Here is a 14,799-nt window from a genome sequence, read left to right as displayed (position 1 = left end):
ATAGGACCCGCCCCCGATCGGGTCCTGTCCAACCGTGCCGTCAGCTGGCCCAGATGCCCTGGTCGAGCAGGGCCACGGCGCTGTCGTAGATCCGGTCCGACGAGTCCGCCACGGTGATCTTCACGGTGACGGGCTGCCCCGCCTTGACCGGCACCTTGCACTCCAGGGGGATCGTCAACCCGTCCATGCTGGTCGACAGGCCGGCCGCGCCACCGGTGTTGTCGATGTAGTACTGCGAATTGACGTTCATGTTGATGGAGTTGACGGAGACCGGCGTGGCCGTACCGGGCAGCAGAGCACAGTTCTTGCCGCCGACGAGCACCGCCATGACGTCGTTGTACTGAGATCCCACGTACTCCGGGTACTCCTCGCTGGCGAAGAGGTACTTGACGTGGAGGGTGGACCCGTCCGGCACCAGCGTCACCGTGTAGGAGACCGCGTCGTACGTCGGATGGCCGGACAGCTCGGTCAGGTCGTCGTCGCCAGGCCCGCCGAGCTGGGTGCTCGCGAACTTCGACGGCACCCCGACCACGTCACCGATGTCGCCGGTGCTCAGCACCCACGTCTTCTTCCCCGGCACCAGCCCGGACAGGTAGCCCCACTGGTTCTGCCCACCCGAGACGGCGTCCTCTACTTTCGTCACTCCGTCACCGAGCACCGTGTCGCCTGGGGTGCTCGCCTTCTCGCAGCCACTGGGCAAGTACCACGGCGAGCCCGGATAGGGCGACTCCCCGTCCAGGGCCTTCAGCGGGATCGTCGCGGAGATGTCGAAGCTGCCGAGGAAGGCCTTGGCGGTGAGGTTGAGGCTGCGACTGAAGGCCGCCGCCGCCTTGAGGCAGACGTTGTACCGCGGGTCGTCGGCGGGGAAGACCGGGGTGAAGGTGGCGTCCAGGGGATAGAAGTCCCCGCCGAGCCCCGCGATGACGCCGGCCTTGCTCGTGCCCGCCCCCGCGCCCACGATGAGCTTCCCGCCGAGCTTCAGGTTGAGCCCCACGTTCGCCTCGATCACCGGCGTGGTGGGCGCCGCGCTCAGGATCGGGCTCGCGGTGAACGAAGCACCGTCCTTGACGCTCAGGTGACCCGCAACCTGCACGCCGCCGGTGGCGGTCAGGCCGACGTTGCTCACGCTCGCCTTGCCGCTCAGAGTGAGCTTGGCCTTCGGCTCGAGATAGATGGAGAACGGCACGGGCTGCGTGGCCAGCGTCACCATCTTCGGCTCCACCTCCAGGGTGCAGGAGGCGGCTGCAGAGGTCTTCACCGCGACCGTGCCCGACACCGTCGCGGTCACCGCCATGTCCAACGTGGCCCCGGTGGGGATGTTCTTTCCGAGGAAGGAGTATTTGGTGATGACACCGTGGAAGTGACCGCCGATGGACACCGCGGGGGTGAAGGTGACACCGGCTTCGGCGCTCGCACTGCACGACAGCTCTGCCCCCGCACCGCCGGCGGCACCCCCGGCGGCCTTGGCCGCCGGCTTGGACGCCGCCGTCGGGAGCGGCTTGCGCTTGGACGGTGACACCGGGCCGGACGACGGGGATGGGGACGCCTTCAGCGTGGCGGCCGGCTGCGGGTCCCCACCCTGGATGTTGGGAACGGACAGCTCGTAGTAGTCGAACGCATCCGATATGCCGCCCGCCACCAGGTCAAGGGTGCGGCCGTCCGCCTGAACCCCGGCCACGACTCCGAGGTAGCCGCCCGGCAGTGACGACGAGATCGGCAGCGTGACGCCCGCGCCGATCAGAGGTGTCGCCAGGCCGGGAGCGAGCGTGAGCCGTACGCCGGAGCCCGTGGGCACGGCGGCGACGATGTCGTCGGCGTCGAGGAGCTGCGTCTGCGGGCCGGCGACGTACGTCGCGTGCTTCGGGTCCGCGGAGGCCGTCCCGACTCTCAGCACCATGGGGCCGGACCACTTGCCGCGGTACTGGGCGAAGAGTCCGTAGGTGTACTCGGTTCCGGACTTCAGACCGGTATCGGTGGCGGAGTCTCCGCTGACCGGCACGTCGACGCCCTGGTCGGGCGCCTTGGCCGGGGCCGGGCCGGGCGTCCGCCGCACGGTGATCCGATAGCGGGGGTCGGCCGTCCACGTCAGCGTGAGACTGGTCTGATGGATGGCGCTCGCGCGGAAGTCCTTGGCTGAGTCGTCGAGCGTGTAGGTGACGCGGAGGTCGGCTGTACGGCCCGCGGTCGCCGGCACCTCGGGCCTGCTGAGGTCGGGGACGTAGAAGCGCCCGTCGACGGTCATTCCGTCGGCGACCACCTTGTAGGCGCCGGGGTCCACCGTGAGGACGATCGTGGCCGTGCTGCCGGCCTCCGGCTTCGCCGCCACGTAGGTCGACTTGCCGGAGAGCTTGACGCTGGCGGGGATACCGCTGGGGGTCACGATGGTGACCCGAATAGTACTGTCTGCCTGCTTTGCGGCGAATGCGCTGGCACCGGGAAGCGCGAGGGCGAGGATTAATGCAGCGATGCCAAAGAGAATGCCCGAACGTGCTATTCGTACCATTTCTACTCCTGAGGAGCGAGGGGGATGCCGATCCGTCGGCGCTGGTAGATGCTCCTTCCCATCGGATTGGAACGCTCTAGGAGCATACGGATGGCAGAAATAACAGGGCATTCTCTGGCGATATCGTTATCTCGCTTTAATATGACCAAAGTCCCCAAAAGGAGAGTAAGTTCGACACGAAATAAAGCACCCCAAATCACCATTAATAGGGTTTTGGAGCCGCGCCAGCCAGCATGCGGCCGAACCGGTCGCCACGCCGGGTAGTCGCGGCCTTCCATTGACCGGCCCTGATCTTCGGTCACGGATATTCGCTGGACATCCGCTGCTCGACGCTGCGCATCATGGCGAGGTGATCACCAGGCCTTCTGTGACCGAGGCTCAGCTGCCGTCGGACGTCGATCCCGCCCTGTGGTTCGAGTCGGCTCCCTGCGGACGGCACTACCTGGTCGAGGGGAACCCGCACACCTTTCCCGGCCGCATGTACGCCTATTGCGTACTGGAGGGCATCTACACCCGGGTGTCCAAACAGGACATCGAGGTGTGCTCACGAGAGACCGAATACTTCGTCCGCGGATACCTGTCCGGCGATGAGCCCGACCCACGCGACCCTCCGACGGCCCGGTGGCAAAGGAGCATCGAGCTGTTCCGCCAGACCGGCTTCTGGCGAGACGACCCCGGCCCCTGCGAACTGTGTGGCGCCACGCTCCTGCACTCCGAGGCACCCGCCGAAGGACAGCCCTGCACCCAGTGCCCGCCCGCGTGACCGACGCTCGGTCAGCGGCGAACCTTGTCGCACATCTCGGTGATGGCCTTCACGATCAGTTCGGGCTCGTCGATCTGGATGTTGTGCGCGGCCCGCTCGGCGACGATCAACGTGCTCTCGTCGGACAGGCTGGCCAGGTCAGCCTGGATGCGGCCCCAAACGCGGGCATAGCGCTCTTGCACGTCTGGCGGCCTGTTGGCGAAATACTCGTAGTAGTACGTGCTGGGGGCCGGGCTCGGAGCCTTGGAGATGACGGTCAACGGCATGCTGCCGAAGTGCTTCCGCTCGGCCTCCAGCACCGGGACGACCCCGGCCCGGCCGAGACCTTCCATGACTTCGGCACGGCGCTGCCCGCTCGTCAGCTCCATCGCCAGGGCGGTCTCGACCAGGTCCGCCGGGACTCTCTGCCGCATGCGTCGCAGCAGGTCAGGCTCGTCGCCGCCTAGCATCGCCCGGCGCAATCTCGCCCGGACAAGGCCGCAGGGCGTCAAGGCATAGGTGAGAGCCTGCTTGAAGCGCCGGAGCGGCCCATACTGCTTGCGGCCGAACTCCTCGACGAGCCACGTATGGCGCTCGGAAGGCGAATCAACCAGCACCATGCCCGCGACGCGATCCGGGTGGCGCGAGCCGTACAGCCGGACGATCTCACCACCCATCGAGTGACCGACGAGGAGGTACGGCCCAGCCTCCCCGGACGCTTCGAGCACCCGGTGCAGCTCGTCCGCCAGCGTCGAAGAACTACGCCACTCCCACCACGGGGCGGCCTGACTCCAGCCGAGACCCGCCCTGTCATACAGCACCACCCGGTGGCCGGGCACCAGCCCGCGCTGCACGCGTACCCAGCTCAGGCAGTTGTCGGTCATGCCCGGCACGATGACCACGGTCGGCCCGCCCTCACCTTCCGCCCACACGTGGACCTTGCGCCCTTTGACGTCGACGAGGCGCCCGGGTGGAGGGAAGCGGCGACGGTCAGCCCGCTCGCTGAGCGTTTGATAAACGGGGCTGACGGCACCGGCCAGAGCGAGGGCCAGAGCGGCTTTCCGGAATGTGGGGGTCATGGCATGGCTCCTTTGGTGGAGGGGCTGGCTGACCTTGCGTCGTGGCAGGTGGATGGCGTGACTGCCGCGTTCCTCATTTTCCAGCGGGCGGTCTCCCTAGCGAATGACGGCTTTCCAGTCGCCCCGGCTCAAGAGGATTCGGCCGTCGGGCCGGACGATGGCCTTAGCTCCACGCACGGGGAGTTCCCCGTGCTCCAGCCAGTACCGTCGAATGTCGTCCAGGTGATCCCACAGCCGCTGCGGGCCGCCTTGATGGACGACCGCGCCGCCTTCGGGCCTGGAGACGGCCCGCGCCCATGAGCCGTCTCCGTGCCACATGTAGGCCGTGCGGATACCGTTGTCGGCCTGGTCGAAGTCGTGCTGGATGCCGGGCGTGGATATCTCCAGCATGGCGGCAAGATCCCACGCATCGGACGCGAACACTACGGGCAGGGGGCTGGTGGTTACAGCGTCTCCGTCGCCGACGGACGCCGACGGCCGATCGGCTCGAGGCGGATAGGAGCCTGGTCCACTGCGGGTGCCCATGAACATCGCCCGGTCCCACTCGATGCGACCAACTGCACCGCCACGATCGTCCTTCTTGGCCGTCAGGATGAGCGACGTGCCCCCGACGACTGTGGCAAGCCGTCCGCCGGGCCGAAGTGCGGTAAGCCAGCTTGCGGGGATGGGCCGGATGCCGACCATGGAGACGATGCAGTCGTAGGTTCCGGGCAGTTCGCCACGGGCGTCCTGCGTGACCAAGACCGGGCGGTGCCCGATGTCGGCCAGGCGCTCCCGCGCGACGTCCACCAGATACGGATCCACGTCCAGGCTGGTGACGCGCTGGCTGCCCAGCAGGTGCGAGAGCAGGGCTGCCGAGTAGCCGGAGCCCGTGGCCACATCCAGCACGTCGGCGTCGGGGTGAACGTCGGCGTACTGGAGCATGCGCACCACCAGGCTGGGCAGTGTGGCCGAGGACGTGGGCAGACCTTCGACATGCTGACCTCGTGCGACGAGATCGGCGTGCTGCCCGTTGACCTGGGTGATCAGCGTCTGGTCGCTGTAGGCCGCCGCCAGCCAGGCCGCATCGTCGACGGGTCCGTCGATCCGCTCCCATTTCCCGAACTGAGCACCGTACGGAGTGTCCCACCAGAAGGGAATGAGCCGGTGGCGTGGGGTATGGGCGACTGCTTCACGCCAGAGCGACCCCCGACCGGTGACAGTGTCGGCCAGGCTGAGGGCTGACGCCTCCCAGGGCATGAGGTTGTGTCCTCCCTACTCGTCAGGGTTACAGAACGAAGGGTCGCACGTCTCGGTCTCGGCGGGCGCGCAGTCGCCGCCGTCGCCTGTTGACGGCTTGCAGTCGGGGTTGCATGCCCGACCTGGTCGCGGCGCGGGTACGGTGGCCACCAACTTCCGCCAGGCCGGGCCGTACAGGATGTCGGCCAGCGGCTCCTCGCGCACGTTTCCTGCGACCATCCATCGGGACATGACGCAAGGCCATACGTCACCGTCTGGGCTGATGGCCGCCTTGCCGTGGCCGCAGCGCCCACACAGTTTCGAGACATCGTCCTGCGCCCGCGCGCCGGTTCCGCGACCGTAGGGGCGAACCCCATCCGTGCCGATGGTCTCGACACCCTGCCGCTTCAGGTCTGCGATGGCCTGCTGAACGCGCTGGCCATCCTGGACATCGACGATGGCAGCCCGAACGGGGATGCCCCGTGCCAGTGCCTCAGCGATGTTGGCACGAGTACGGGCATGGCTTCCCGCCCGGCCAGTCACCTGGTCGTGCTGGTCAGCCCGGTCGCTGTAGTAGCTCGTGGCCAGCAGGTTCGAGAAGACCTCCACGGTCAGACCGTAATCGAGTGCGGCGGCGAGGATCTGGGCGAACGCCGGGTACGCGGTCGGCTCCCCGCCGATGAGCTGGATATGGGTGACGCCGAGGGTTGTGCCTTGCTCCAGGACGTTCAACCAGTCTGAGGCCGTCATGACGCCGTGGCCGCCGGTCGGGCCGGAGTCGGCGTAGCAGTGCAGGCATTGCAGAGGACACCTGCCGGTCAGCTCCAGGTCCAGTCTGGTGATGGTCAGGGACATGATGAAGTCCTTCCTGGGAGGGGCTCAACTGACCTCGCGTAGGTGGGGCCGGTCTGCTTCCAGCACGTTGCGCAGCACCGCGAGGGTCTCGGCACAGATCACGGTCGGTTTGTTGGGGACGGTCATGGTGCGGATGGCCGCGTATCCGCCCGACCAGATCAGGACGTGCCACTCCCGGAACTGGGGTAGCAGCGACGCGGCATCCCAGATCATCCGGATGCCACCGCCTTGACTGCGGTCTCCACGTCCGGGCTGAGCGCCCGGCTCGACTGCGTGGCGACCAGGAAGCCATCCAGCTCACAGGTGACGGTGGCCAGCGGCTCGGGCGGGTAGCGGCGGCAGGATCTACTGCCCCGCATCTGGACCTCGACCCGTTCGACCAGCGGGGCTCGCAGCCCCTGCTCACGCAGCCCAGCCCCCACCGGCGCGAGAGCGCGTGCCTGTCTGTCGGCCTGGTCGTGAGGCATCTCGATGGAGGCTGAGGGGGTCATGTTCCCAGCCAACGCCCGCGGCCAGGCCGGGCGGGAGATGATACTCACGGATGGACGCGGACACCCCTTATCCCCGGAGGTGCTGGAGCCCATGAGCGATCAGAGCATGAGCGCCCGCCTCCGCGCCGAGCGCGAGCGGCGCAACTGGAGCGTCAAGGACATGGCCGCCAGACTTCGCGCCGCAGCCGACCCCGACACGCGGGCCAGGATGCCGACGAACGAGAGCCTGCGCCGGATGATCCGCAGCTGGGAGTCGGGCCAGCACGAGCCGTCCGAGCCCTATCCAGCGCTGTACGCGGCGGCCTTCGGCATGACGGTGTCAGCGCTGTTCGACCGGCCGCAGGTGTGGGCCGACGACGAGCTGGACGCGCTGGAACTGGCCCGCAGGGTAGCTGCATCCGATATTGGTGAGGCCACACTGCTCGCCCTGGAGCTGGCTGTGGACGACCTGGCCACCGCATACCACCGCACTCCAGCCGTCGTGCTGCTGGACCGCGTGCGGCGGCATCTTGCCTACGTCTCCCGCCTCATGGAAGGCAGGGCGACACTGGCCGAGCGTAAGCGACTGGTGGTGGCAGGAGGCTGGCTGTCACTGCTCGCCGGCACGTGCCACATCGACCTGCTGGACTACCCGGCAGCTGCGGCCCGCCTGCGCACGGCCGCCGCGCTTGCCGGTCACGCCGACCATCGCGAGATCGCCGCCTGGTGCCTGGAAACGGAGGCCTGGCAGGTCCTCACCGACGGTGACTACATGCGGGCGGCCATCCTGTCCCAAGCCGCCCAGGACATCGCCCCTAGGGACAGTTCGGCCTATATCCAGGCCACTGCCCAAGAGTCGCGCGCCTGGGCTCACATCGGGGACGGCCCCAAGTCACGCGACGCTCTGCTGCGGCTGCACCGATTGGCGGAGCCCATGCCGGTGCCCGAGCGGCCCGAGCACCATTACCGCTACGACCCACTGAAGTCCCAGGCATTCACGGCGCTGATTCTCGCTTGGCTGAAGGACCCGGCGGCCGAGAGCTGTGCCCGGCAGGTCTTGACCACCATGGAGACCCCCGCGGCCGGACCACCCCGCAAGCGCAGGGCGGTTTCCGCACGACTTGACCTGGGGCTGGCGTTGCTGGCCTCCGACAACCTGGACGAAGCTGCGCATCACACCCTGGACGCTGTCACCTCCGGGTTGCTGGTGCCGTCCAACTTCTGGCGCGCGACCGAGGTGATCACGGCCGTAGAGCGTCGCCAGGTCCCCGAGGCAGCGGAACTGCGCGCGGCGTATCAGGAACTGGGCGCGCGACGCACCGCTCCCCCAGAGTGACCCGCACATGCTTACGGCCTAAGGCCCCAGGACATGGCACTAGCCCTCTTCCTCCGACAGCATCAGCTCGGGTTGAAGGTGCGGGTCGACGTGCTGAAGGGTCGGTCTATGCACGAGCATTGACGCCAACTACGAGTGAGCTTGAAGGCTCAGTTCAGAAGTGCCGGCGAGCGCAAAGCGTAGATCTACTCCTCCGGGGGCCTGAACTGGGTATTCACGAGGCCAGATAAGGCTCACGCCTCCAGCATGATTCAGACATTTGACACCCCCCGCTAGGAGAGTGTGGCGGTATCAGCTCACCGCTTGATTTGACTCGGGCAAACAACCTGGATACCTGTAAGCCCTTACGTGATCATCGTGCATGTCCCGCACTCGCATCATCTGCGGACCGCAAAGTCCTGACGAGTTACGATAGGCCCCCACCACCGCCCTATCCCCTTATCGTTCGCCAACGAGAGGCGGCGCCGTGAGCATTCGATCTTGCCGAGGTTCCCATCTGTCACTCGTTCGATATGGCTGACCAGGCTTGGGCTCCGCCAGGAGCGAGAGGACGAAGCGATCGTGTCGTCACACTGCGCGATGCGGCCCGCGTCAGGCAAAATCGTCACCTCGGAGCCGGAATGCGCCCGCCGACATCCCTAGCCGCTCGTCCCCAGAGGAGTATGCATGAGCGCTCTTTTGGCGGTGCTCGGAGTCATCGCCTCGATCGCCGGCGTCGTCCAAACGGTGGTCGTCATCATCGAGAGGGCCGAGCGCAAGCGCCGAGAACTGCCGACCTCCACATCGACCCCAGAACGAAGCAGTGCCAGCGGTCGAGCGGAACGCGGTAAGGACGTCGCCGTCGACGTTGAGCCGCCCTGGGACCCGGACGTTGCAGACGGTTCATGGCGCTCCGCTCTTGCATATCTACTTGGATTTGTCGGAGGCCTAATCTTCCGACGCGATCACCGGCCGAACGTACGTTTCCACGCAGTGCAATCAATCTTGATCGACATAGTCGCTGTAGCATATTTCTTGATCACCCTAATTTTGGCAGGTATCTACGCCGCGATTCGGTACCAGGGAATCCGGACCGAGATTCCGTCGGACGATGTCGTCATGTGGACATGGGTGCTCACATTCCTACTCGGCCCGCCCGCCCTGCACCTTCTCCTAGCCGCCTTGGTGCTCGCAGGCCGGAGACCCCGGATTCCACTCCTCTGCAAGATCGCGGCGACCATCACCGCCCGACCGGTCAAAAACACCGGCCGAAACCCCGACCCGGCACTTTCTGGCGCTTCTGGGCCAGTGCCGAGGCATCCCCATCCGCGGACCGAAGAAGTAGGGCCCAAAGCACGGCACATGTCAACCGACTTGATTGAGGAGAGACCGTACGAACCGACACTGCACCGTGGGCGACGTGCGGTTGAGGCCGGATGCTCTTGGCACGGCCGTACTTGCAACGAGACGGTGGTCGCCAGTGTCCTGACGCGCGACAAGGGCGGGGAGACGTGGCATGCCGTTTGCCAGCGGGCGTTGAAGGCGCTTCGCGGCAGCTGATAGCAAACGGCTACGTGCCCTGCGCAAGGACAATGGCGACTGCTTCTGGGTGAGACCAGAAATGTGGCCAAGTATATTAAGGCCGGAGGCCTCAAAGATCTTCTTTGCTGCCGGAGCTGAAGGGCGCGTGCAGGAGTTCGACGGCGGCAGCTACTGGTTCCCAATCTCTGAAGCGATGGCAGGCACGGACCGCAGGGGCGACGAGGCCCGTCGAGCAGTTCAGCCACGGTCCTGAGTAGGTGGAACGGCGGCTCGCCCTGGTTCGGATCAGCCAGCGGCATAACCTGACAGTTACGGGCTGCGGATCTCCGGGCGACGATTGGCCATAATCCATGATGAGCCTTGCGCGTGCTTCTGATCGTTCGCTCTAACGATTGACACGCCGGCCGCGCGGGCCCCGACCTGCCGGAGAGTCGCAGCGCGGTCAGCGACCGCGCCTGCGCGGGTCGGTCGCCGAAAGCGTCGGCCTTGATGTCAGTGAAGATAGTCGGTTTTCGATCATGGCCGCGTTAGTCCAGACGCATTCGATGCCGGCCTGGCTTTGGAGGTCTCCACCAGCACCGTTTGCAGGTCAGTGCTGACACCACCCGGACCAGGAGGGAACCCTAGTGTTGGTGGGAGTTGACACCACCCTGGCGGGCGCGCAAGCGGAGCTCGTAGAGCAGGCCAAGTGGCGGGAGCACCCCAATCGGGACACCCCCGAGCACGTCCGCGATCAGGCCGAACTGTGGGCGGGACAGGCACGCACCGAACTGGAGTGGGCGAAGAGCCTGAGCAAACGACTGTCTGAGGGCGCCTACACCATGGCCGATGATCCGGGTTCGTGGCGAACGGTCCCCGATCACCTCAAGATGCGCGCCTAATCAACCTTGACTAGACGTTTCGTCCTCGTGTACTTTAGCCAAGTAGTCAAACTTGACTAGCTCACCAATCCGTTCGCAACACGGGAGAAGGAATCGAACCCATGGGAAAGCTCGCGATCGAGACGAGAGGGTTGAGCGGAGGTGGGCGCATGTCGGCGACGAAGCTCCTGGTACTCGGTATCGTGCACCTCTCCGGCGGCGCGCATGGCTACCAGGTGCGGTCCGAACTGCAGAGCTGGGGTGCGGAGAGTTGGGCCAAGATCAAGCCCGGCTCGATTTATCACGCGCTGAAGAAGGCGGCGGCTGATGGCCTCCTCACCGAACACGCCGAGCCGGGCAACTCCGGGCCGGAGCGCGTTCTGTACCGCGCGACAGCTCGGGGACGTGACGAGATGGTCGAACTGGTCCGCGACGGTCTGCGGCGCACCCACGACCCGGACATGCTCAACGCGTCCATCGCCATGTTGCCCATGCTGACCAGGACAGATGCCATCGCGCAGGTTAGCGAGCGGGTCGCGCGCCTGGAAGCGGAGCTCGTAGTGCAGGCCGAGTGGCGGGAGCACCCCAATCGGGACACCCCCGAGCACGTCCGCGATCAGGCCGAACTGTGGGCGGGACAGGCACGCACCGAACTGGAGTGGGCGAAGAGCCTGAGCAAACGACTGTCTGAGGGCGCCTACAGCATGGCCGATGATCCGGGTTCGTGGCGAACGGTCCCCGATCACCTCAAGATGCGCGCCTAATCAACCTTGACTAGACGTTTCGCCCTCGTCTGCTTTGGCCAAGTAGTCAAACTTGACTAGCTCACCAATCCGTTCGCAACGCCGAGAGAAGGAATCGAACCCATGGGAAAGCTCGCGATCGAGACGAGAGGGTTGAAGAAGAGCTTCGGCACGACCCACGCGGTCGCCGGTGTGGACCTGGCCGTGAGCGCCGGGGGCGTGTACAGCGTGCTCGGTCCGAACGGGGCGGGCAAGACCACCACGATCCGCATGCTGGCCACGCTCCTGCGCCCCGACGCCGGAGAGGCGCAAGTGCTCGGCTACGACGTCGTGCGTGACGCCCGGGCGGTGCGGAGCAGGGTGGGCCTTACCGGGCAGTTCGCGTCGGTCGACGAAGACCTCACCGGGGTAGAGAACCTGTTGCTGCTCGCCAGGCTGCTCGGCTACTCGCGCCCGCGGGCCAAGCGGCGAGCGGCCGACCTGCTCGACGCGTTCGGTCTTGCCGAGGCGGCCGACCGGCAGGTGAAGAAGTACTCCGGCGGGATGCGCCGGCGCATCGACATCGCGGCGAGCCTGGTCGTCACCCCCGAACTGATCTTCCTCGACGAGCCCACGACCGGGCTCGACCCGCGCAGCAGGAACCAGGTCTGGGAGATCGTCAGGGGCATGGTCGCCGAGGGCGCCACCGTGTTGCTGACCACGCAGTACCTCGACGAGGCCGACCAGTTGGCCGACCGGATAGCGGTGATCGACCACGGGAAGGTCATCGCCGAGGGCTCGAGCGGCGAGCTCAAGGCATCGGTCGGCGCCGGCTCGCTGCATGTACGGCTACGTGCGCCCGAGCAGCGGGCCGAGGCCGAACGGGTCCTCGCCGGCGTCCTCGAGGTGGCGGCTGAGCCGTCCGCCGACCCGGCCGCGCTGTCCGCGCGGATCTCCGACCCCGAGCGGGTCGCCCGCGCCCTGGCCGAGCTGTCCCGCGGCGGCATCGACGTCACCGAGTTCGCGCTCGGTCAGCCGAGCCTGGACGAGGTGTTCCTCACCCTGACCGGACACGCCGCCGAGGAGACACCCGAGGAGGATGCCGCATGAATGCCACGTCCGCGGAGCAGGCGTCGGCGCCGGTCACTGAGGACGCGCTGCGCAGTGTGCTGTTGGCCGGTGAGCGGCCGTCTCGCCCCGGCCCGGTGCGCACCTCGTTGACATTCGGCTGGCGCGCTCTGCTGAAGATCAAACACGTCCCGGAGCAGCTCGTCGACGTGACCACGTTCCCGATCATGTTCACACTGATGTTCACCTACCTGTTCGGCGGCGCGCTCGCCGGGTCGACACAGGCGTACCTACAGTTCCTGCTGCCCGGCATCCTGGTGCAGGCGAACGTCATGATCACCATGAACACCGGCATAACGCTGAACACCGACATCCAGAAGGGGGTGTTCGACAGGTTCAGGTCACTTCCGGTGTGGCGACCGTCCCCGCTGGTCGGCGCCCTGCTCGGCGATGTGATGCGCTACTCGATCGGGTCGGCGATCGTGATCACGCTCGGCCTGGTCCTAGGGTTCCGGCCGGAGGGTGGCGCCGTCGGCGTGGTGCTCTCGGTGGTGCTGCTGCTGGTGTTCTCGTTCTGCCTGTCGTGGCTGTGGACGATGCTCAGCCTGATCCTGCGCACGCCGAACTCGGTGGCGGGGGTCAGCCTGATGGTGATGTTCCCGCTGACGTTCGTGAGCAACATCTTCGTGGACCCGAAGACGATGCCCGGGTGGATGCAGGCGGTCGTCGAGGTCAACCCGATCACCCACCTGGCGACCGTGGTACGCGGCCTGATGCACGGCTCGGTGCCCGCCGGGGAAATCGGCTGGGTGCTCGTCTCGTCAGCGCTGCTCGTCGCGGTCTTCGGTCCCATCACCATGGTCCTCTACCGCAACAAGAAGTAGATGCCGCTCCCGCGAGCACTTGGTCGAAATCAACTCTGACAACCCGGCCCACTCGGCCAACGCCATCACCGGTACCAGACCCGGACACGACAAGAGAGCCGAATGAGCACCATTCCCAAGAAAACCTCGGAAACCGTTGCGCACACGCCCGGGCGGGCGAGCAGCATCGGGGTCTGGATTCTGCAAGTCGTGCTGGCGGCGATAGTCGCCGGCGGCGGAATCTCGAAGCTCGCCGGCGACCCGGTCATGGTGGACATGTTCGCCGACATCGGGGCTGGCCAGTGGCTCCGGTACCTGGTCGGAACGCTGGAGGTCGCGGGAGGGGTTGGACTTCTGATCCCGGCTCTGGCGGGCCTGGCCAGTCTCGGGTTGGCGGCATTGCTGACCGGTGCTGTCATCACCGATCAGTTCGTACTCGAGCAGAGCCCTTGGCTGCCGCTCGCCTTACTCGTCGTGGCGGCCGTGATCGCAAGGACGCGATGGTCGCGCACCGAGGCCGTCGTCGGCACGCTGCTCAGGCGCTGAGACAAACCTCTCGAACGGAGATGTGAGATGAACGAGATGGCCTTTCGCGTGACATCAAACGATGGCACCACCATCGCCTACGACCGGAAGGGAAGCGGTCCGGCCGTCATTCTGGTGGGCGGAGCACTCGACGAGGGGGTGGAGAACGCTCCCTTGGCGCCGGCTCTCGCCGAGCACTTCACGGTCTACAACTATGCCCGTCGGGGACGCGGCGCGAGCGGCTTCACCGAGCCGTACGCCGTGGAGAGGGAGATCGAGGACCTGGATGCGTTGATCGCGGAGGCGGGCGGCTCGGCACACCTGTTCGGGGCGTCCTCTGGTGGCGCGCTGGCGCTGGAAGCGGCCGCGGCCGGGTCAGCCATCGACACGATCGCCGTGTGGGAGGTGCCCTACGCGGTCGGGGACGACATACGCCCGCGATTCGAGGAGTACATCGCGGACACCCGACGCGCCTTCGACGCCGGGCGAGACGAGGAGGTTCTCGAACTGTTCATGCGTATGACCGGCGCCTCCGACGACAACATCGCGGCCAGGAAAGCGGCAGGCAAGCAGACGGCGCATTGGGCGGATTCGGTCGCCCTCGCGCCCACGCTGGTCCACGACAGCGTCTTCCTCAACCGCTACCAATTGCCGGCCGATCGACTGGCAACGGTCACCCAACCGGTCCTGGTCACCACCGGAGGACCGATCACGGTCCCCTACATGGCAGGCCTGCCCTCGGACTTCTTCGACCGCGCGGCCGACGAGCTTGCAGACCTCCTACCCCACGCTCAACGGGAGACCCTCGAGGGGCCGGATCACGTCGTCGACCCACAGACCGTCGGCCCGCTGTTGCGACGGTTCTTCAGCAGCGAACGCTGAGGGGCCCGCGAGGTGCTGCGGGAAGACCGATTAGGCACCGCACAAGCAGATCTTCGTCGCGCCAGGGACACGGGGCGGACAGGTGGTGTCGAGGTTGATGTCGTCGGCGGCATCACAGGCCTGATCCTGGGCGTGCTCGTCACCACGCAAGGCCG

Annotated in this window: 15 protein-coding genes; 9 read left to right on the top strand and 6 right to left on the bottom strand. The window is 66.5% G+C overall.

From position 1 onward, the window contains the following. Positions 1-40 precede the first annotated feature (40 nt). Complete coding sequence (locus ACIBG8_RS33470) at positions 41-2,380, bottom strand: choice-of-anchor L domain-containing protein (RefSeq protein WP_397347062.1); 2,340 nt, start codon at positions 2,378-2,380, stop codon at positions 41-43. A 490-nt stretch (positions 2,381-2,870) separates the two neighbouring features. Here ACIBG8_RS33470 and ACIBG8_RS33465 point away from each other — a divergent pair, with 490 nt between their 5' ends. Then, complete coding sequence (locus ACIBG8_RS33465) at positions 2,871-3,266, top strand: hypothetical protein (protein WP_397347061.1); 396 nt, start codon at positions 2,871-2,873, stop codon at positions 3,264-3,266. Positions 3,267-3,277: 11 nt separating this feature from the next. On the opposite strand, the gene ACIBG8_RS33460 is transcribed toward ACIBG8_RS33465, so the two are convergent. The 5 genes from ACIBG8_RS33460 to ACIBG8_RS33440 all read right to left on the bottom strand — a co-directional run bounded on the left by ACIBG8_RS33460 (position 3,278) and on the right by ACIBG8_RS33440 (position 6,888). Continuing rightward, the gene (locus ACIBG8_RS33460) at positions 3,278-4,324 is read right to left on the bottom strand and encodes an alpha/beta fold hydrolase (protein WP_397347060.1); all 1,047 of its coding nucleotides are present in this window, start codon (positions 4,322-4,324) and stop codon (positions 3,278-3,280) included. A 96-nt stretch (positions 4,325-4,420) separates the two neighbouring features. After that, complete coding sequence (locus tag ACIBG8_RS33455) at positions 4,421-5,563, bottom strand: methyltransferase domain-containing protein (RefSeq protein ID WP_397347059.1); 1,143 nt, start codon at positions 5,561-5,563, stop codon at positions 4,421-4,423. A gap of 15 nt (positions 5,564-5,578) precedes the next feature. Beyond that, the gene (locus ACIBG8_RS33450; protein WP_397347058.1) at positions 5,579-6,397 is read right to left on the bottom strand and encodes a radical SAM protein; all 819 of its coding nucleotides are present in this window, start codon (positions 6,395-6,397) and stop codon (positions 5,579-5,581) included. 24 nt (positions 6,398-6,421) lie between these two features. After that, complete coding sequence (locus ACIBG8_RS33445; protein WP_397347057.1) at positions 6,422-6,610, bottom strand: hypothetical protein; 189 nt, start codon at positions 6,608-6,610, stop codon at positions 6,422-6,424. After that, the gene (locus ACIBG8_RS33440) at positions 6,607-6,888 is read right to left on the bottom strand and encodes a hypothetical protein (RefSeq protein WP_397347056.1); all 282 of its coding nucleotides are present in this window, start codon (positions 6,886-6,888) and stop codon (positions 6,607-6,609) included. The genes ACIBG8_RS33445 and ACIBG8_RS33440 overlap by 4 nt, the downstream gene beginning before the upstream one ends. Before the next feature lie 91 nt (positions 6,889-6,979). Here ACIBG8_RS33440 and ACIBG8_RS33435 point away from each other — a divergent pair, with 91 nt between their 5' ends. From ACIBG8_RS33435 to ACIBG8_RS33400, 8 genes are all read left to right on the top strand, one after another. Continuing rightward, positions 6,980-8,203 carry a hypothetical protein gene (locus ACIBG8_RS33435; RefSeq protein WP_397347055.1) on the top strand — a complete coding sequence of 408 codons (1,224 nt, stop codon included), beginning with the start codon at positions 6,980-6,982 and terminating at the stop codon, positions 8,201-8,203. A gap of 666 nt (positions 8,204-8,869) precedes the next feature. Next, positions 8,870-9,742: a hypothetical protein gene (locus ACIBG8_RS33430; protein WP_397347054.1), complete on the top strand. Its 873-nt coding sequence runs from the start codon at positions 8,870-8,872 to the stop codon at positions 9,740-9,742. Between the two features lie 614 nt (positions 9,743-10,356). Further along, the gene (locus ACIBG8_RS33425; protein WP_344111467.1) at positions 10,357-10,605 is read left to right on the top strand and encodes a hypothetical protein; all 249 of its coding nucleotides are present in this window, start codon (positions 10,357-10,359) and stop codon (positions 10,603-10,605) included. A 149-nt stretch (positions 10,606-10,754) separates the two neighbouring features. Continuing rightward, complete coding sequence (locus ACIBG8_RS33420; protein WP_397347053.1) at positions 10,755-11,348, top strand: PadR family transcriptional regulator; 594 nt, start codon at positions 10,755-10,757, stop codon at positions 11,346-11,348. A 102-nt stretch (positions 11,349-11,450) separates the two neighbouring features. After that, positions 11,451-12,416, top strand: coding sequence for an ATP-binding cassette domain-containing protein (locus ACIBG8_RS33415; protein WP_397347052.1), 966 nt, complete (start codon positions 11,451-11,453; stop codon positions 12,414-12,416). Then, positions 12,413-13,258, top strand: a complete 846-nt coding sequence (locus ACIBG8_RS33410) for an ABC transporter permease (RefSeq protein ID WP_397347051.1) — start codon at positions 12,413-12,415, stop codon at positions 13,256-13,258. The genes ACIBG8_RS33415 and ACIBG8_RS33410 overlap by 4 nt, the downstream gene beginning before the upstream one ends. Before the next feature lie 102 nt (positions 13,259-13,360). Beyond that, the gene (locus ACIBG8_RS33405; protein ID WP_397347049.1) at positions 13,361-13,783 is read left to right on the top strand and encodes a DoxX family protein; all 423 of its coding nucleotides are present in this window, start codon (positions 13,361-13,363) and stop codon (positions 13,781-13,783) included. 27 nt (positions 13,784-13,810) lie between these two features. Continuing rightward, positions 13,811-14,644, top strand: coding sequence for an alpha/beta fold hydrolase (locus tag ACIBG8_RS33400; RefSeq protein ID WP_397347048.1), 834 nt, complete (start codon positions 13,811-13,813; stop codon positions 14,642-14,644). Positions 14,645-14,799: the final 155 nt, after the last annotated feature.

Source organism: Nonomuraea sp. NPDC050556 (genome assembly GCF_044457355.1).
Taxonomy (GTDB): Bacteria; Actinomycetota; Actinomycetes; order Streptosporangiales; family Streptosporangiaceae; genus Nonomuraea.
This window is presented reverse-complemented; position numbering and strand designations above follow the sequence as displayed.